We start from the raw sequence: 19,498 nt of genomic DNA, 5'->3' as shown, positions 1-19,498 counted from the left end.
GTGCTAATCTTCGATTAGCTCAATATCTGCTCCAAGATTACGCAATTTTTCGATAATATTCGAGTAGCCTCGAAGGATGAATTCTACATTGGTAATCTCTGTTTTTCCTTCAGCCATCAAGCCAGCAATAACCAAGGCAGCTCCAGCACGTAGGTCTGTCGCCTTAACTTTTGCACCCTGCAAAGGATTTCCACCCTTATAAAGGATGTGGTCGTTTGTTGTTGAAATATCTGCATTCATTTTGGCTAATTCAAAAACATGATTGACACGTTTTTCATAGATTGTATCAATCAATGTGCCACGACCTTCTGCTTTTAATAGCAAAGGAGTAATAGGCTGTTGAAGATCTGTTGCGAAACCTGGATAAGGAGCTGTTTTGATATTAACAGCCTTTAGATTTGTTTGCTCTTCGACGAAAATACTGTCTTCAGAAATAGTCATGTGAACACCCATTTCTTCAAGTTTAGCAATAAATCCTTCTAAATGCTCATAAAGTACATTATTAATTCGAATCCCATGACCTACTGCAGCTGCCATTGAAATATATGTACCTGCTTCAATACGGTCTGGGATGACTTGGTGACGTGTTCCGTGCAAGCTATCCACACCATCGATTGTAATCATATCCGTACCTGCTCCACGAATGTGAGCTCCCATATTGTTTAATAATGTAGCCACATCAATGATTTCAGGTTCGCGAGCAGCATTTTCAATAACTGTTCGACCTTTAGCTTTTACTGCTGCTAGCATCGTATTGATTGTTGCACCAACACTAACAGTATCCATATAGATATGTGCACCATGTAGACTTGATCCTTGGGTTGAGAGATTCATATTATCTCCCTCGTAGGTTGTCTTAGCTCCCATAGCTTCAAATGCTTTTAAATGCAAATCAATCGGACGTGGTCCTAGGTCACACCCTCCAGGCAAACCTACAGTTGCTTCACCAAAACGTCCTAAAAGACTACCATAGAAATAATAAGACGCACGCAAGCTATTAATTTTACCATAAGGCATTGGTTTATTTTGAACACCACGAGGATCAATCTCAAGAACATCGTCATAACGCTTGACACTAGCTCCCATGATTTCCATAATCTCAATAAGACTAGCTACATCAGAGATGTCTGGAACACAATCCAAAATCACAATATCATCTGATAAAATAATGGCAGGAATCAAGGCAACGACACTATTTTTAGCACCACTGATTGTAATTTCACCTTTCAATGGTCTCCCGCCGTTAATGACAATTTTTTTCATTTTATACTCTTTCACTATTTATTAAGAAGGTCTCACCCTATATTATACCATATTTCTTACTAATAGCCAATCCTATAAAAAATTAAGCCCAGAACTATCATGATATTAAAGACGATAACTGTGGTTATATCAGTTAGAATTATCATACTTATCAAATATAGTTAAAAATCTTCCTCACCTGTATTTTTAAAGCTTGCAACAAAATTTTTACTGTACATTTTTAGTTAGTGATTTGTTAAAGAAAGACTTGCTTTATAAGTATATGCGTTAGTATATACACTTTTATAAAATAAGAAATTAATACTCTTCGAAAATCAAATTCAAACCGCGTCAACGTCGCCTTGCCGTACTCAAGTACAGCCTGCGGCTAGTTTCCTAGTTTGCTCTTTGATTTTCATTGAGTATAAACCGATGATATTGTACAAAAATTTTACATAAAAATCATTCTGGATACCAAAATGGGTACCAAAACAAAAAAATAGGCTCTCCGAAAACTCGGAAAGCCTTATTTAATGCTACTTCTAGCTTCCTCGCCTTTTCATTTCAAGGCTCGGGATAAAAAGGTTCACTGGACCTTTTTATTTTGCGATTGGGTAAACAGAAACTTGTTTTTTATCGCGACCTTTACGTTCAAAGCGTACTACGCCTTCAACTTTAGCGAACAAAGTATCGTCTCCACCACGTCCAACGTTTACACCTGGATAGATGTGTGTACCACGTTGACGGTAAAGGATTGATCCACCTGTTACAGTTTGTCCGTCAGCTGCTTTAGCTCCAAGACGTTTTGCTTGTGAATCGCGTCCGTTTGATGTAGAACCTCCACCTTTTTTGTGGGCGAAAAGTTGCAAGTTATTAAGAGTCATTTTTAACATAATGTTTTCCTCCGTGTTAGTTTTCTGTGATAACTCTGGTTTGGACGAACTCAGAAGAGTCCTCCGATAAGGTTGCCATACCTAAGAAAAATGATTCAAAAAATAACTGCGTCATTTCTCTCTGGTGTGAAGGAAGGTCTCTAGGAATTTCAACCATCAGATAGCCACCTTCATCTTCGTTTAATTCTAAGATTGGTTCATAGCCTGCAAATTTCTCAATCGAATTGATAAAGTTAATGGCAAGCGTAGAAACCGATGCACACACGACATCAAAGCCGTATTCGCCACTCTCGGCGTGTCCAGTAATTTCCGCACTCCTCAGCTCGCCATCTTCGGCTCTCTCAAAGACTGCTTGTATCATGTGTTCTCCTTAAAATTAAGCGTTGATTGCGTTGATGACAACTTTTGTATATGGTTGACGGTGACCTTGTTTACGGTGGCTACCTTTTTTAGGTTTGTACTTGTAAGTAACAACTTTCTTTTGTTTTCCTTGTTTTTCAACAGTTCCAACTACAGTAGCTCCAGCAACAAGTGGAGTTCCGACAACAGTGTTTTCACCACCAACAAGAACAACTTCGTTAAAAGTAACTTCTTGACCAGCTTCAACGTTCAATTTTTCAACGTAGATTGCTTGACCAACTTCAACTTTAACTTGTTTTCCGCCAGTTTTGATAATTGCGTATGTGCTCATTATGCACCTCCTATGATTTTTTAGGGTTTCCCCGTATTTTTGTGAAGACTCGCCTAGCATCGTGGGACGAACCACTTAAAAGAAGAGCTCTAAGTATAACAAAGAATAAACTAGGAATTGAGCCGAAGACATAACTTATGTTAGACAAGGCCATAATGACGAAGTTTAAATTTGTTATACGACGAGCAACGATGTTCGTGCGGTTGCACAGGACTGTGCATAGTCAACTCTTCAAGTATAGCATGATTCCTAGTTTTTGACAAGTATTTATTATCGAATTTAAACTTTTTCTCTTATTTTTTTCCTCCAAGATGCAAAAAGCATACTTAGATAAAAAATACTCATCATGATTGGAATCCCTAAAATTGTTTTTTCTTCATAAAAAATACTCAGATAAGCTGATATAACAACCCCAATAACAAAACTCGACAGCAAGCTAACAAAGATGAGTCCTTCTCTTAAAAAAGGTGTATGTTTTGTGCGAACATATTCGCCAAATGCTAACATGGTTCGTTTGATATTTCCGGTCATAAAAGCATTATTGTATGCAATGCCTGAAACTTCTCCGAAAGCTGTTGTTACAAGTCCCATACAAAATGCTAACGGTGGTACTATATATATATTATCAACCGTCAAGGGAACAAATCCTATTATTAAAGATAAAATTGCTAGTGGAATAAGGGATAGAATTGGTTTTCTTACAATCCTCAACTTTTCTTTATAGACTGTCAAAAGGAAGACACCCACCATGAAGGAAATCAAGGTCATTACCTTGGCACTGGCATCTGAAACATTATCTTGAATGAGACCAACGGAAAGGAAAACGACATTCCCTGTTTGACCTGCAACTAGAGTATTCCCACGTATGATAAAGGTATAGGCATCTACATAACCCGCACAAAAAGTCAAAAAAAGCGCCAATCTTTTTGAATGACGAGAAATTTTTCTCATAGGTAATAATCTCATACTACACTCCTATTTTTTCTGAATCTATTGTACCATTTTTTGAGGAAAATTCGAAGTGTCAAATAAAAGAATTGTCTCCCTTTGGCTAGTTTAGTCTATCTGTGATATAATGAAAGCAGTCATTACTTGTAGAAAAGGAGATTTCATGCTTAAACTCGGTATTATCGGTACTGGTGCAATCAGTCACCACTTTATAGAAGCTGCTCATACTAGTCAGGAATTCCAGTTAGTGGCTGTTTATTCAAGAAAGCTCACTACTGCTCAGCAATTTGCTAGTTCCTATACAGATGTTAGTCTATTTGATAATTTAGAGGATTTCTTCCAGTCTGATTTTGATATTGTCTATATCGCAAGTCCCAATTCTCTGCATTATACTCAAGCCAAGCTTGCTCTAGCATCAGCTAAACATGTTATCCTTGAAAAACCAGCGGTGACTCAACCACAAGAATGGCAGGATTTAGTTGAAATAGCTCAAGAAAATCAATGTTTTATCTTTGAAGCAGCAAGAAACTATCATGAGGAAGCCTTCACCGTTATTAAAAACTTCTTAGCAGACAAGCAAGTTTTAGGTGCAGACCTCAACTATGCCAAGTATTCTTCTAAGATGCCAGCCCTTCTTTCCGGAAACACTCCGAATGTATTTTCAGACCGTTTTGCTGGTGGGGCTCTCATGGACTTAGGAATTTATCCGATCTATGCTGCGGTTCGCTTGTTTGGAAAGGCACTTGATGCGACCTATCAAGCTCAGCAACTTGACAACACCGTTGATTTAAATGGAGATGGTATCTTATCTTATCCTGAATATCAAGTTCATATCAAGGCTGGTAAAAATATTACTTCTAATCTGCCTTGTGAAATATATACAACAGATGGAACCTTGACGCTCAACACTATTGAACATGTCCGCTCAGCTATTTTCACAGATCATCAAGGTAATGAAACACATCTACCTATTCAGCAGGCACCTCATACCATGACTGAGGAGATCGCTGCTTTTGCTAACATGATCAAGCAGCCAAACCCAGAAATTTACCAAGCTTGGTTAGAGGATGCATCACACGTCCATAACCTAATTTACACCATGCGCCAGACTGCTGGCATTAGATTTGAGGCAGAAAAATGAAAACCAAACTACCTACAGAATGGCTAGAGCTAACCGAACAACTCGGCTTTCAAGAATTCACACCCATTCAAACTCAGATTTTTGATCCGATTTTAGATGGTCAAACCCTTCTTGGAGTTAGTCCAACTGGTACAGGTAAGACTTTAGCTTATCTCCTACCAAGTCTTCTTCGTCTCCAAAAGAAAAAAGCACAACAACTATTGATTTTAGCACCAAATACTGAACTGGCTGGTCAGATTTTTGAGGTAACTAAAACCTGGGGTGAAGCAATTGGCTTAACTGCTCAGCTATTTCTATCCGGTTCGAGCCAGAAACGCCAAATTGAACGACTTAAAAAAGGACCAGAAATTCTGATTGGAACTCCTGGCCGTATCTTTGAACTGATTAAATTAAAGAAGATCAAGATGATGAACGTGGAAACAATCATTCTTGATGAATTCGACCAGTTGCTAGATGATTCTCAAATCCACTTTGTAGAAAAGATTACCCACTACGCACCTCGTGACCACCAACTCATCTACATGAGTGCCACTACCAAGTTTGACCAAGATAAGATTGCGCCTAACACGCGCACCATCGACCTCTCTGATCAAAAATTGGACAACATTCAACACTTCTACATGCAAGTAGACCAACGTCATCGAGTAGATATGCTTAGAAAACTGGCACATGTCGAAGACTTCCGTGGACTTGTCTTCTTTAATAGCTTGTCAGATCTTGGAAGTGCCGAGGAAAAATTGCAGTATCGTGATGTTTTAGCTGTTTCACTAGCTAGCGATGTCAACGTCAAATTTAGAAAAGTTATCTTAGAAAAATTCAAAGATAATCAGCTAACACTACTTCTTGCGACAGACCTTCTAGCTCGTGGTATCGACATTGATAGCCTGGAATGTGTGCTCAACTTTGACGTCCCTAGAGATATTGAAACCTATACTCACCGTGCTGGACGTACAGGTCGTATGGGTAAAGAGGGATATGTTATTACCCTCGTTACTCATCCAGAAGATCTTAAAAAACTTAAGAAATTTGCAAGTGTACGTGAAATTGTCTTGAAAAATCAAGAACTATATATCAAATAGAGGCTGGGATAAAAATCCCAACCTCATTTTTTATTAGTAAAAATATTTTGCCTGCTAGCTGATTTGGAACTAGGAAATCGAGACTTTGTCTATCGATTTCTCCTCCACCGACTTTCTATTCCCAGGTAATTTCTAAGCGATAGTCCGCAAATGGATTTCCTTCTTTGTTTTGTAGTTGATAGGCTAGTTCAATCATTTGCTGATCAACTTGATAATGGCTTGTTTGGATGATAAACTCCTGTATCCCCATTGGTGTAGGAATATAGGCTAAACTATCAGCTTCCTTCAGAAAACGCATGATGGTCTTAGGGTTGGAAAATCGAGACATCACCAACTCTGTATCATTAAACTTGAGTACCACTTTTTCCTTCTCTTCATTGTAAAAAAGGAGATAGGAAAAATCACCTTTCTCACGTAACTCAACGTCATAAAGTTGGTCAATCACTTCCAATTGTTCATCAAATTGGATGGTATTTCTCATTCGAATCTTCACTTCAAGTCCTCTTTCTTCACTCTTATCCTACTATTTTACCAAAAACTGTAGCTTTTTGCTATAATGGTTTTATGAATGAAAAAGTATTTCGTGACCCTGTTCACAATTATATCCATGTTGATAATCAGATTATCTATGACTTAATCAATACCAAAGAATTTCAACGGCTTCGTCGTATCAAGCAGCTCGGAACATCCAGTTATACCTTTCATGGTGGAGAACATAGTCGTTTCTCTCACTGTCTGGGTGTTTACGAGATTGCACGACGCATCACCGAGATTTTTGAGGAAAAGTATCCTAAAGAATGGGATCCTTCGGAGTCCCTCCTAACCATGACTGCAGCCCTCCTTCATGACCTAGGACATGGTGCCTATTCGCATACTTTTGAAAATCTCTTTGATACCGATCATGAGGCGATTACGCAGGAAATTATCCAAAGCCCTGAGACAGAAATTCATCAGGTTCTCTTACAGGTAGCCCCAGATTTCCCCAAAAAGGTAACTAGTGTTATTGACCATACTTATCCTAACAAGCAGGTGGTACAACTCATTTCCAGTCAGATTGATGCAGATCGCATGGACTATCTCTTACGTGACTCCTATTTTACAGGGGCTTCTTATGGGGAATTTGACCTAACACGTATCTTACGAGTTATTCGCCCTATCGAAAACGGAATTGCCTTTCAACGAAACGGGATGCATGCCATCGAAGACTATGTTCTTAGTCGCTATCAAATGTATATGCAGGTTTATTTCCATCCTGCTACACGTGCTATGGAAGTCCTTCTGCAGAATCTTTTGAAACGTGCTAAAGAACTTTATCCAGATAATAAGGACTTCTTTACACTGACATCCCCGCATCTACTGCCATTTTTCGAAAAGAATGTGACCTTGACTGACTATCTGGCTCTGGATGATGGTGTGATGAATACCTATTTCCAGCTCTGGATGACTAGTCCTGACAAGATACTAGCAGACCTGTCACAACGTTTTGTCAATCGCAAGGTCTTTAAATCCATTACCTTTTCACAAGAAGATCAAGAACAGCTTGCATCTATGAGAAAACTGGTTGAAGATATCGGCTTTGATCCAGACTACTACACAGCTATTCATAAGAACTTTGACCTTCCTTATGATATCTATCGTCCTGAATCTGAAAATCCACGAACGCAGATTGAGATTATACAAAAAAATGGAGAACTAGCAGAACTCTCTAGCCTGTCTCCTATCGTTCAATCCCTTGCTGGCAGTCGCCACGGAGATAATCGTTTTTATTTTCCGAAAGAAATGTTAGACCAAAACAGCATCTTCGCAAGCATTACCCAGCAATTTTTACACTTGATTGAAAATGATCATTTTACACCAAATAAAAGCTAAAAGAGGAAATTTATGAGTATTAAACTAATCGCTGTCGATATCGACGGAACCCTTGTCAACAGTAAGAAGGAAATCACTCCTGAAGTATTTGCCGCTATTCAAGATGCCAAAAAAGCTGGTGTCAAAGTTATGATTGCAACTGGACGTCCTATCGCAGGAGTTGCCAAACTTCTAGATGACTTGAAATTAAGAGATGAAGGTGACTATGTAGTGACCTTCAACGGTGCCCTTGTTCAAGAAACTGCTACAGGACATGAAATTATCAGCGAATCCTTGACTTATGAAGATTATCTAGATATGGAATTTCTCAGTCGCAAGCTCGGTGTCCATATGCACGCTATTACCAAGGACGGCATCTATACTGCTAATCGCAATATCGGAAAATATACCGTTCACGAATCAACCCTTGTCAGCATGCCAATCTTCTATCGTACACCTGAAGAAATGTCTGATAAGGAAATCGTCAAATGTATGTTTATCGATGAGCCTGAAATTCTGGATGCCGCTATTGAAAATATTCCTGCAGAATTTTATGAGCGCTACTCCATCAACAAATCTGCTCCTTTCTACCTTGAGCTCCTTAAAAAGAATGTAGACAAGGGGTCAGCTATTACTCACTTGGCTGAGAAACTAGGATTGACCAAAGATGAAACCATGGCTATCGGAGACGAAGAAAATGACCGTGCCATGCTCGAAGTCGTAGGTAACCCAGTTGTTATGGAAAACGGAAACCCAGAACTCAAAAAAATCGCCAAATACATCACCAAATCTAATGACGAATCTGGCGTTGCTCATGCCATTCGAACTTGGGTGTTGTAGAAAGAATAGACAGAATAGACAAAAACCGCTCTGCTGAGCGGTTTTTGATGTCTGATTACTGCCCCCTGCAGGAATCGAACCTGCAACTACTCCTTAGGAGGGAGTTGTTATATCCATTGAACTAAGGGAGCTAGAGAAAAACTCTGCCGAATGAGCAGAGTTTTTTGGTCGAATTAACGACGGATTTCTTTGATACGAGCTGCTTTACCTTGAAGAGCACGCAAATAGTACAATTTCGCACGACGTACTTTACCGTAACGAACAACTTCGATTTTTTCAACACGTGGAGTGTGGATTGGGAAGATACGTTCAACACCTACACCGTTAGAGATTTTACGAACTGTGTAGTTTTCTGAGATGCCAGCACCTTTACGTGCAATAACGACACCTTCAAAGATCTGAACACGTTCACGGTTACCTTCGACAACTTTCGCGTGTACACGAACAGTGTCACCAGGACGGAATGATGGGATATCAGTACGAAGTTGACCTTCTGTCAAGCTTTGGATTAATGGATTCATTTTATTCTCCTATCTTTGTCAATCTTGAGGAAACTTCCTCAGCGGATAAACTGTATTTTTGTGCGTCCATTACACACAAGATACAGTTTACCAAATTTCCTAGAAAAAGTAAAGAAATTTACAGTAAAAGTTTGTGTCTAGAGTTTTGAGGTAGTAAAAAAATACATCAAAAACGGAAATGTAAAAACAAGGCTAAACAATTTTACTTGCTCAGCCTTGACATCTACTAAAATTTCTGATAGTATTAATCTTACTGATAAACAAGACCCAATTGTTTATCTTTATGAGAGGTACGTTGCTGCGTGCCTCTTTTTTTATTGATAAGATTATTATACAATTTTTATTACTATAAGTCAAGAGTTTACTGAGTTTATGACATTTTATTTATTGATTTTTTTGCCTGCAAATCGTTGTTTATCTCTCTGTTTTCGGCCCTTCCAAGAAGCATTTACAATCGTCCCTAAACTTCTTGGAGCTTGATCGATCTTTTTGCGTACTTTTGCACTACTCATTCCTTCTGAGTGGTATTTTTCATATTCATTTCTCCAATTACCAAAAAATAAATCTCGGAGTTCTTGATTGTAAGACAACAAAATAAGATGGGACATAGCATCTGCATGATTTAATGACCAATACATTCCTCTATTTTTCATCCGATAACTGATTTTACGATGCTGACTTTCCATAATTCCTAAACTTGCTGTATCTAGGTTCCTCTGTTCAGGAGGTTGCGTATATTTAAAATTTCCAAGGATTCTATTCTTAAAAACCTTAAAATTATCAATCTTCTTTTCGTTCTGATTAAGTAGGACGAGTGATTCTAGTGTATCAATAGCTGTGTTCAGTGTCTTCTTGCAATGGCTATCTATGGCTTTCATAAATTGCTCTAGTAGCTCTACAGAATACGGTTTGACCAACTTTTTTATTTCTTTGTTTAGATGGTATCGATCCCAAAAATGTTGATGATGCTTTATCCCTAGATCGTGTGATATTTCCTTAAATAAATGTGTAGTATATCCGTGACCCATATCTGAATTTGTCACAAGTAGAGTATCTGACGTAATTTTAAAATGATTATAAATATAATCTACTACTCTTTTTCTTGCTGTTCGATTACTGGATGACACAATTTCGACCTTATTTTTTAAAATTTTCCTCTTTCCGTACACCTCCGTTCCGGTATGGATGACAAAATGAGATAACTCTTTATTCTGTTGTTCCTTTTCACGTCCACTGACCTTTATCCAGACACCATCTCCTTCAAGATAAATAACAGGAGCCTCAATTTTTTTGACAGGTACTTCATCGCTATAGAATCGATAATCTTCTTTCTCATTTAACAACTGACTTGCTAGCTTTATTGCTTTTAACACCGTGTCTTTAGTGATATAAACCTGGTACATTAGTTCAATGACTTCCACTACTTTCCGATATGGTAACATTGTAGCTAGTTTAGTGATCTGATATAGCAATTCTTTGGAATAGGCAATACGTTTCTCTAGACCTAACTTCTCATCTACTGGAATTCTACATTTTCCATTCTTATACCAGCGCCTTCTTGAAAAAGTTACCTGGCCAAACGTAAAAGTAACGGTTCTCTCAGCATAGTTTACAAATTTGTACCCTCTAGCTCTCATTGTGGGTGCGATATAGTTGTCATAGTCACTTACAAATTTATGAAATTCTTGTAAATTTTTATCTTTAAATTTCTCTACAAATTCTCTTTCATCAATAATTTTTGTATCCAAAATAAAAACACTCCCAACTAAAATCATAATAAAAAAGTATAGAGATTTTAGTTCAGGAGTTCAAATATTTTTTGTCAGCAAAGATAAAAGCCTTCCCTTATTATTGGGAAGGTTTTTTGATCATAACTATAATTATATTTATAATTATATCGATAAACTTTCGATAAGTTTATCAAGGTAATCTGATGCAGATTTTGCGCCGGCTGCTTTAGCAATTTTATCTAATTTTTGGCGATTGCTTGGTTTCAAAGTAAACTGGAATTGCTTTTTGCGTTCAAAGCTTTCAAAGTTGGCTACATCTGAAATCTGCTCAGGTTGATGAGTTGCTTCGATAATCTGTGAAATCTCTTTTTCTTTTGGTGTGAATGCCATAACAATCTCCTTCTAATTATATTTATAATTGTATTTGTGTTTATAAATATAATTATATTGTATCATAAATTTTTGAAAAAGTCTGCTCCAGCTCAGTGAAAAACTTTTTGTGTTTTTGATAAAGCTCTGGATTTTCCTCCATATCTGCAATAGAGATTTTATCAATCGTGGAATGATTGAACAACTCTTTTGCTGGTACAATCCCTAGAAGGTTATCTGTTCCCTTTTCTTTTGCTTCAAGTCCCAAGGCTTCCAGTAATTCTCTTGATGAACCATAGTTTGGTCGGATCATATTTGCTAAGAAATATAACTCAGCAGTAATGTATGATTCTCTGGTACGATAGTCGATCACATCCTTTCTGAATGCTTCTAACCGAGTTGATAAATTGAATTTAGCATTATAACCAAACTCCGAAGGAGTCAAGGGACTAATAATAGCGTGACTGACCGCAACAGCATTTTTAGTAGCTGTCGCAAAATCTGGCCTACAATCAATCAAGATATAGTCGAATTGATCCAACTTCTTCTTTTCGTAGTTATCTTCTAGCCAAAGATAAAGTAACATATTTTTCTTATCGCTGTTCTCCAGATCTCTTTCCACCGTGTCAAGCTGAACTGAACCAGGAATTAGACTAATATTTTCCTTGACTTGCTTAATATCCACATCGCCACCTTTAAAAGCATTAGCAATTGTATTCTTGCTCTCATAAATATTATAACACTGAGTCAAATTACACTGATGGTCTAAGTCTATAAAGAGAACCTTATGACCTTTCTTAGCCAACCATTCCCCATAATTAAAAGTTAAAGTCGTTTTCCCAACACCACCTTTTATAGCGGCAAATGTGATAATCTTCATTCTATTTCTCCATCCATTTTTCTATATTTCTATTATACCATTATAATTATATTTGTCAATATGTTTATAATTATATTTATAATTATTTTTTTACAATGAAGTTTCTCTATCCTTACGCTGCTCCACATTTTTCTCAATGTCTTGATGTAGCTTATAATCTTTTGTAATTGATTCTACCCGTTGATACAAAGCCTGGCGCTCAAAAGTTGCCTCTTTAACAAGTTTATCAATCTCAGCTTTGCGAGTGCTAGGATCTACTCTCAAGTCTTTCATAATAGCAATAGCTAGTTTCACTTCCTGAGGATCGCTTGATTCCAATGCAAGAAATGCAGACTGAATTTTATTAAGCTCACCCAAGCGTTGATCTAGTTTATCAAGCAAGTTATCTACTTCTTCCAGTTCCTCTTCAAAACGATTTAACAATTCATCAAATTGCTGTCCTTCTGTCACTCCATGAGCAGATAGATAATTATATTCACGAACAAGCTGATCCAAACTGGAGATTTTCGGATTTTTCCGGACAATCATTTCTCCGTTATCATACGACAACTGAGAAGCGACTGTTTCTCCCTTCATATACCGATTCTTATCAGCGTGTTCAGGATTAACAAAATAGTAGAAGTCATTCTTTCTGATAAAAATTTCATAAGATCCATCTTCTGATTTTTCAATCTGATGAGCTGGAATAAGAATGGTTCCCTTATTTCTAATCCCAAATTCCATTTCAAGATAGATTCCATTTTTTGTTTCTTCCATCACCTGCCATTCTTCAACTGTGATTCTCATTTCAAAATCATCTTCTCGTTCTGCTACCATTTTTTCATATTCGGATTTAATTTCATCGACAGAAAAAGTCACCTCATTGGCAACCACTTTCTCAGAAATTTTCTCTAAAGAATAATTTCCTTTTTTTGACAAAGTGCGATCCCGAATATTTCTGGTTTGATCTCGATCACTCAGACGATACTTTATTTCCTTCCCTGAAGTATCAACTACAAGATTTAATGCTAGGGCCTTCGTTTTGAAATCTTCTAATGATGTTGAATGTTTTAAAAGGAAATCTAAACGGGATTTGATCTCATAACGAAAAGAATTTTTTTTGCGATAGGCATGATAAGATTTTCTATTAGTCCATAATTGCTCTTTTAGAATTTTTGCTCCAGCCAAATCCGCATACTTATCTGAAATATTCTCTAAACTTTTTTTCGTTCCTTTCTGCCAGCGAAATTTATTTAAGGTTACAGAATTAGTAGAATTGAAAATGATGTGATTATGAATGTGCCCCTTATCCATGTGTGTGGCAATGACAAATTCATGTTGACCACCAGTCAATTCTAAAATCGTTTTGCGACCAATTTCATGAATTTCTTGCGGACTCAAATCGTCTTCAGGAGAAAATGATTGGATGATGTGATGTGCTAAAACTCGATTCGGATTTTGAATATCGGATAATTCTTTTGTTCCTCTTCGCTGAGCCGCATTCTTTTTTGTTAAAAGAAATTCTTCCGTCGCTGTGCTGGCATCTGTGATACCATAAGTAGAAACGAGCTGCTTAACCACTCGGCCATCTTTGACCACTGCTGGAAATTCTAGTTGTTTATCTTTCTCTAGTAAACTTGTTTTTGAGGGATTCTCAATATAACGTAAAGCGTTGGTCAAACTTTTTATATCGGTCAGCTCGACTGTTTTTGCTTCGTCCTCGATGTATTTTGTAGAGCGCCCCAAAGAAGCCACTCCTTTTATCTGCAGGACTTTTGTTACAACCATCTGTCTTGTTCCTTTGTTTGATTTTCTTGTTTTTGAATAAATTGATTGACTGTCTCTTTCAAATCTTTTTGCAACTCAAGAATCTGACTCAACTCATTTAGACTAACCTGGTCATCTTCGTTTACCTTTTTTGCAATCTGGTTGACATTAACTCCTATTCGATGAATGGCCTGACGCAATTCTTTTAATTCATCAAATTTTAAAATTTTGACTTCACCCATAATCAACATGATTCGGGCAAAAGAATTAAAGTTTGCCATTCCAGATTCTGTAACTTTAGTTGAAATGAACCGAGCTTCTTCCTCCGTCAAGCGGATTTTTTTCTGAATCATTCGTTTTCGTTTTTCTATTTTTTCCAAAAATCATCACCTTTATTCTAGTATTTTTTGACTGAGGGGCTAAGCCCCTTTTCTTCTGGCAAGCATAGCACTTGGGTACCCAAACGCTGTTTTTAAAAAGGTCAAAGATAGTCAGGGTACTACACCTGACTATTCTTGACTTTTTAAATTTTTGGGGAAATCCCCAATCCCCTAATCCCTGCAAGCAGGAATTTATTTATTTCGAGGAGAAAAGTTTGATTAAACTTTTAACGTTTCCAACAGAAAATCCATCCCATCAATCAACTTCATTTTTAAGATTTCATCTCTAAGTTGCTCAAATCTTTCGTCATTCATTTCCTCGATTTCTTTCAGTGCAACTGGATACATTTCTACTTCTTCTAGTTCATAGGTTGTTTTAATTCGCATATCTCTACGAAGAATGTAGAGACATTCTTTGCGTGAAATATGCTGGTTAACTTCATTCACTTTTGGCGAATCTGTAGCCTCATCCTCAAAAAATATCTCCATCAAAATATCAAAAGTTTCTTGTCTTAGATTTTCAATCATCTTCTGTTTCTCCTTTTTTGTTTTTCTTCCGACGAGTTAGTACCTCCATTATTGAGGGTTGCTCAGGGACTTTTTTTCTTCCACCTGCATTACAGCCTCCGCCTTTTGACTACCTAACTGCTCAGATTTTTCTTTTGCCTGTTTCAGTTTATCTGCAAACTTATCTTTCGTTACAGTTTTATTTTTCACCAGTTCTAACTTAGCATCCATCCGATCAATCAAACTTTTTGCTTCCTTCTGAACAATCTGCAGTTGTTCAACCATATCTTCAAACCCATTTTTATCCTTCGCCCAGATAGCTAAATATCCAAAACTGTAACTACTAGTATCAAAACCAAAATGATTAGCTACGACATAGGCTACACTTTCAGCTTGTAATTCTTGCTTACGATATTGGTCGTCCCCATATTGTGCATTAGTTCCTCTGTGTAAATCTGAGTGAGCCATTTCATGAAAAATTGTTTTTAGAATATGTTCTTGTCCCTTTAATCCCTTTGAAATGACTATTCGATTTTCATTTGGAGAGTAATAACCATTTGCGCCCTCTCTTTTAATTTCTTCAAAATTGATAGAAACCTGATTATCCATCGAAACTGCTTTAGCTGCTCGATATAAATCTTCATAATCTTTGACAGAACCAGTCAATTCATTAATTGCTTTTGGTAATTCTTTTCCTTCTGTTTGAGAAACATCAAAGACATTCCCTAACTTGAATCGAGTAACTGTGACTTCCTTCTCTTCCATTTCATTCTCTGATGGAGAAAAACTCAACTCGTTTTGATTAGCAGAAATTTTAGTTTTCACTTGATACGGAACCCAAATTTTCAGAGCCTTAGAACCCTTTTTGACTGTTCTATCAAAATCCGTTTTCCATTTATTAAAACTTGCAACATGGGAGACATTGGGATTCTGCATCTTCAGCAAATGAATATTGTTAAGTGAGTAATTGTGAAACTTACTCATCGTATCCAAGAACGATCTAAACTGTTCTGAGTCCAAATAGTTCTTCATTCCCTCTTTCAAGTGTTCAGCTAATGCTTTTGTATCTTTATTTGCGACCAGCTGGGAAATGGTTTGTTCTGAACTTTTAGTAGCAACTGCTTCGGTAATAATAGCCCCTGCAGCCACTTCAACATCTGCCCTTCTTTCTCGATCTTCCTGCTTTTTATGAAGGTTAGAAGCAGCATTGTATGGATCTGTTCCTTGCAACATCTCATCAGAATTGGAAATACCATCACCATCCAAATCACGATCCCTCTCATCTTTTCGGTTATACTGATAAATTTTTTCGTATGGATTATCTAGTGTCTCCTGCAAATTCTTGACTTGTGTTTTTTCAAATTCATCTCGAATGTTTTCGATGGTTTGTTCAACTTTTTCTGATAAATCTTTAATTTCTTTTTGCCATTTTTCTACAAGAGCTACTTGTTCTTGAGGCGAATCTCTAACTCCCAACTTCTCAAACCAAGCAGATAAATTTTCGACCTCAACACTATCCATTCCATCAAAAGAAATAAATCCTAGACGACTATCATGACTACTATCCGAAAAACCAATCGGGCTGTTTTCTAACACTCCATAAGGTACTTGGGATAAAAGTTGATCGGCATAAGGAGTATCTTCCAAAGCGTAACTGAACTGAGAAATATCTAGTTCACTCGCTAATCTCTCCAGATGATACTGATTAAATAATGTCCCATCTATCTTCATCAGCTCTGGATGCTCTCTCATTTCTCGTGTACCAAGTCTTTCTTTATGAGCGATTGGATTAATCTCCTCACCAATATTGTAACGGATGCTATCCTGAATCAGTTCACCGTCAGGACTGTATAAAGCAAATTGAACCTTTGTAATAGGTGTATAGGAAGCACCTTCTACCTGGTTAATTTGATCACTTACACTCGTATGATGTTTGTCGTAATAGATATTATTTTGCTTATATAACTCTTTTGCAAAAGACTGATAATCAATCAACGCTGTTTCGCTAAAAGGTAAAATTGGCCCACCATCATGCTTTTCTGCCCATTGGAGGCGAACATTGTAGGTAGTCCTTTCTTTTGAGAGTTCTTCATACTGCTTATTTTTTAAGACAGATAATATTTTTTTGCCACCATCTTGAATATATTCCTCATTGATTGAAAGTTGCTCAATGTGTCCTTCTCTTTCTCTATAAACACCTAGAATGATCTTTTCATCCAACGATTTAACATTAGTTGCAAGCTCTCCCTTGAGTTTCATAAGAGATGCTGGAATTTTTTCATCTCCAATATCTTTAAACAGTAGTAAGAAATCTTCATCTTTTGCCTTAATAGCTTCACTCATATTGAGATTGTGAAGTTTTTCAACACTTCTCAAATCATCTAAAACAAAAGATTGTGGATCTAAAATATCCCGTAACATAGGAAGAACCTGCAATTTATTCTTAATTGCGTCACTAATCAATATACCGTCATAATGTCCCTGACCATTTGCAATATCATCTAGGAAATCTGCCGCTCCCTTTCCCTCTTCAAAAGGTCTGATCCCTGAAAGATGGATAAAATTATCCTTTTGAAAATTCACCTGAAGTACATTCTCCTCTCCATGATCCGTATAAACGAAGCTGATCTTACTATCAGCCACTTCATTTAAATACCAGAACGCTGTACTTTGGATAGACGGCGCATATTGATTTAAGCGTCTTAAATCCGCTGGTGTAATCGGATGATAATTCGCTATTCTCCGTTGCACTTTATCATAATTTGTGCTAAACTGTAAGTAAGGATAGGATGATGTCGGGTGACTGGTAACAGTTTGCTCAAAGGTACTTGTTTCAAGTACAGGTGAGGTACTGCCTTCAGCTTTAGGCTGTAAAGAACCCGTGCCGCCACTGGTCCTATCATTCATTTGCTCCTGAGAACTCTCAGGAGCTTTTTCTGTGCTCTGATTTTCTTCCAGCGCTCCATAAGCATCTCCACCAGGAGCGGAAGGCTTTTTAAAAATTACCGTTTTATCTCCATCAATGACCATCTGTTTTTTAGGTTCCACTGAAAAGCTAATATTATGCCAGTTCTTCTTCAGCCATTCTGCATCTTCTGGGGATAAATTACTAGTATCTATGTTCAATTCAGAACTCTGATCATCTTCTAGGACTAGTTCACCTTGATCTTTTTGTTTAGACAGTAACTTGTTTACCACCTCTTTTTCCTCCTCCGTTTTAGGGAGATATTGAGATGATTGTTCAAATTTTCCTTCTTCTGTCAGTTCTAGAGCTACAAAACGTAGCCCTTTTACAAAGTAGATATTTGGATGTTTAGCCCATTGTTTGACCTCTCCAGAATCAATTATAGTTTGTGTTTCCGGTTGAATAAGGACTCTATCAGCTTGTTTATGACTGTTTACTAAATCATCTTCATGATCACTACTATTCCCATACAATTCTGACATAGTATTTTCTCTTCCTCTCTCTTGATTAATAATTGTTTGATATTCTTGACGGACTTCTTCCCTTGTCAATTGCCTATCTGACACAAAAGCTTTTACATCATCTGCAGTTAGCTCTTGCGCTTTTGTAAGAGCTATTTCCTTCTCAAAAAAGCCCTGGTAATGCCAGGACTTTTCATCTGCTGTGTAAACGTGCGCCAGCTCCGTAGGAGCTTCATTCCCCCTCTTCAGGAAATCATTCCAATCTTCCTTTTCCTGGTTAAGCTGAACGATAGGCGGAATCGCAATCTGGACTGGAATCCCCTTCTCCTGCAATCGAGTGATAAAATTCTGCCCTGCAGCATCATTATCTACAGCCAAGGTAATCATATCTTGATTCTGACCATCTTTAAAATAATTCGTTGTTCTAGCGACAGTTTCAAGGGCTTTTCCAGCATTTTGATCCACTTGATAGGATCTACCGTTCATCTCGGCATATAATTCCATAAATCTTCGACTAATGATACCATCTTTGATCCCATCCATAGCTACTAAGCGGACATCCTGAAGCGTATCCTTATGAAGCTCATAGTAGCTCATGAGATCGATTGGAGCTTCTGCAAATACCAAACGTTTAGGGGTGCCAATATCAATTAAAAATCCTAATTGTCCGTCTGAATTTCTCATAATTTGTTTTAAGCGACCACGTTCTGGATAGTGCACTCGATTCTCTACTATCCCCTGGAGACTAGCGCCAGCTAAAAAGCCCGTGTTGTCTTTATATTTAAAGACAATCACAGGCTCAAAATAGTCTCCTTTTTTTCGGGTTGCCTCAGCCATACTCCCCTGGCTAATAAAGAAATTAATCGTATCATCTGAAAGGCCTCTCTGTGCCTTTAAATAGCTTCTAGAGGCGCTAAAATCCTTATTCTCATATCTTTCCAAATTATAGTGAAATGGCTCTTTTAGAGCCATCTGAGCTTCTGAATTAACTTGTTTAAATTCTCCAGTTTCTAAAAAATGCATCGCCTCCTTGTAAGAAACACCTCGTATAGTTTGAACTAACTGAATGACATCTCCAAATTCAGTTCTTGAATTCCAGTGAAATTCATTTTTTCTTGCATCGATTACAAATGAATCGTGCTCTGTCCAGGTATAACTATAGCTTCCTGTACGCTTTAACTCTATGCCTAGTTGCTCTGCAACAGAAATAATAGATAATCTTTTGGCTTCCTCTTTGCTTAATGCCATCTGTTACCT

Annotated in this window: 18 protein-coding genes and 1 tRNA gene; 4 read left to right on the top strand and 15 right to left on the bottom strand. The window is 37.4% G+C overall.

The window, feature by feature from the left end; translation table 11 throughout:
• Positions 1-3: 3 nt before the first annotated feature.
• The 5 genes from murA to AC3E7H_RS00670 all read right to left on the bottom strand — a co-directional run bounded on the left by murA (position 4) and on the right by AC3E7H_RS00670 (position 3,792).
• Positions 4-1,263, bottom strand: coding sequence for a UDP-N-acetylglucosamine 1-carboxyvinyltransferase (gene murA / locus AC3E7H_RS00690; RefSeq protein ID WP_490675932.1), 1,260 nt, complete (start codon positions 1,261-1,263; stop codon positions 4-6).
• A 578-nt stretch (positions 1,264-1,841) separates the two neighbouring features.
• Positions 1,842-2,135, bottom strand: coding sequence for a 50S ribosomal protein L27 (rpmA, locus tag AC3E7H_RS00685; protein ID WP_000916509.1), 294 nt, complete (start codon positions 2,133-2,135; stop codon positions 1,842-1,844).
• Between the two features lie 16 nt (positions 2,136-2,151).
• The gene (locus AC3E7H_RS00680) at positions 2,152-2,496 is read right to left on the bottom strand and encodes a ribosomal-processing cysteine protease Prp (RefSeq protein ID WP_000613695.1); all 345 of its coding nucleotides are present in this window, start codon (positions 2,494-2,496) and stop codon (positions 2,152-2,154) included.
• A gap of 15 nt (positions 2,497-2,511) precedes the next feature.
• Entirely contained in the window at positions 2,512-2,826 is a 315-nt protein-coding gene (rplU, locus tag AC3E7H_RS00675) for a 50S ribosomal protein L21 (RefSeq protein ID WP_000109137.1), read from the bottom strand.
• Between the two features lie 279 nt (positions 2,827-3,105).
• A complete protein-coding gene (locus tag AC3E7H_RS00670; RefSeq protein WP_001238391.1) occupies positions 3,106-3,792 on the bottom strand; it encodes a YoaK family protein in 687 nt (228 codons plus the stop codon).
• Between the two features lie 145 nt (positions 3,793-3,937).
• Between AC3E7H_RS00670 and AC3E7H_RS00665 the strand changes: the two genes are divergently transcribed.
• Positions 3,938-4,915, top strand: a complete 978-nt coding sequence (locus tag AC3E7H_RS00665; RefSeq protein WP_000915856.1) for a Gfo/Idh/MocA family protein — start codon at positions 3,938-3,940, stop codon at positions 4,913-4,915.
• A complete protein-coding gene (locus AC3E7H_RS00660; RefSeq protein ID WP_248034865.1) occupies positions 4,912-5,994 on the top strand; it encodes a DEAD/DEAH box helicase in 1,083 nt (360 codons plus the stop codon). The genes AC3E7H_RS00665 and AC3E7H_RS00660 overlap by 4 nt, the downstream gene beginning before the upstream one ends.
• Positions 5,995-6,109: 115 nt before the next feature.
• Here the strand turns inward: AC3E7H_RS00660 and AC3E7H_RS00655 are convergent, their stop codons facing one another.
• Entirely contained in the window at positions 6,110-6,487 is a 378-nt protein-coding gene (locus tag AC3E7H_RS00655) for a YwiB family protein (RefSeq protein ID WP_373114269.1), read from the bottom strand.
• A gap of 71 nt (positions 6,488-6,558) precedes the next feature.
• On the opposite strand from AC3E7H_RS00655, the gene AC3E7H_RS00650 reads away from it, so the two are divergent.
• Together AC3E7H_RS00650 and yidA are read left to right on the top strand one after the other, a co-directional pair.
• Positions 6,559-7,863 carry an HD domain-containing protein gene (locus AC3E7H_RS00650; protein ID WP_490675931.1) on the top strand — a complete coding sequence of 435 codons (1,305 nt, stop codon included), beginning with the start codon at positions 6,559-6,561 and terminating at the stop codon, positions 7,861-7,863.
• A gap of 12 nt (positions 7,864-7,875) precedes the next feature.
• Positions 7,876-8,682: a sugar-phosphatase gene (yidA, locus tag AC3E7H_RS00645; RefSeq protein WP_075228546.1), complete on the top strand. Its 807-nt coding sequence runs from the start codon at positions 7,876-7,878 to the stop codon at positions 8,680-8,682.
• 59 nt (positions 8,683-8,741) lie between these two features.
• On the opposite strand, the gene AC3E7H_RS00640 is transcribed toward yidA, so the two are convergent.
• The 9 genes from AC3E7H_RS00640 to AC3E7H_RS00600 form a co-directional block, all read right to left on the bottom strand.
• Positions 8,742-8,813, bottom strand: a tRNA-Arg gene (locus tag AC3E7H_RS00640).
• Between the two features lie 42 nt (positions 8,814-8,855).
• Entirely contained in the window at positions 8,856-9,203 is a 348-nt protein-coding gene (rplS, locus tag AC3E7H_RS00635) for a 50S ribosomal protein L19 (RefSeq protein WP_001068670.1), read from the bottom strand.
• Between the two features lie 380 nt (positions 9,204-9,583).
• Complete coding sequence (locus AC3E7H_RS00630) at positions 9,584-10,951, bottom strand: ISLre2 family transposase (protein ID WP_490675930.1); 1,368 nt, start codon at positions 10,949-10,951, stop codon at positions 9,584-9,586.
• 144 nt (positions 10,952-11,095) lie between these two features.
• Positions 11,096-11,323: a hypothetical protein gene (locus AC3E7H_RS00625; RefSeq protein ID WP_061418962.1), complete on the bottom strand. Its 228-nt coding sequence runs from the start codon at positions 11,321-11,323 to the stop codon at positions 11,096-11,098.
• 52 nt (positions 11,324-11,375) lie between these two features.
• On the bottom strand, positions 11,376-12,182 hold the full coding sequence (locus AC3E7H_RS00620) for a ParA family protein (RefSeq protein ID WP_033680408.1): 807 nt from the start codon (positions 12,180-12,182) through the stop codon (positions 11,376-11,378).
• A 90-nt stretch (positions 12,183-12,272) separates the two neighbouring features.
• Complete coding sequence (locus AC3E7H_RS00615) at positions 12,273-13,949, bottom strand: helical hairpin domain-containing protein (RefSeq protein WP_490675929.1); 1,677 nt, start codon at positions 13,947-13,949, stop codon at positions 12,273-12,275.
• The gene (locus AC3E7H_RS00610) at positions 13,940-14,281 is read right to left on the bottom strand and encodes a plasmid mobilization protein (protein WP_490675928.1); all 342 of its coding nucleotides are present in this window, start codon (positions 14,279-14,281) and stop codon (positions 13,940-13,942) included. The genes AC3E7H_RS00615 and AC3E7H_RS00610 overlap by 10 nt, the downstream gene beginning before the upstream one ends.
• A 246-nt stretch (positions 14,282-14,527) precedes the next feature.
• On the bottom strand, positions 14,528-14,836 hold the full coding sequence (locus tag AC3E7H_RS00605) for a hypothetical protein (RefSeq protein ID WP_061418971.1): 309 nt from the start codon (positions 14,834-14,836) through the stop codon (positions 14,528-14,530).
• 48 nt (positions 14,837-14,884) lie between these two features.
• On the bottom strand, positions 14,885-19,489 hold the full coding sequence (locus AC3E7H_RS00600) for a PBECR4 domain-containing protein (protein ID WP_490675927.1): 4,605 nt from the start codon (positions 19,487-19,489) through the stop codon (positions 14,885-14,887).
• Positions 19,490-19,498: the final 9 nt, after the last annotated feature.

It is taken from the genome of Streptococcus sp. SCPM-O-B-15304 (M98) (genome assembly GCF_058200215.1).
The sequence above is the reverse complement of the archived record's forward strand: the minus strand, read 5'-3'. Positions and strand labels throughout refer to the sequence as shown.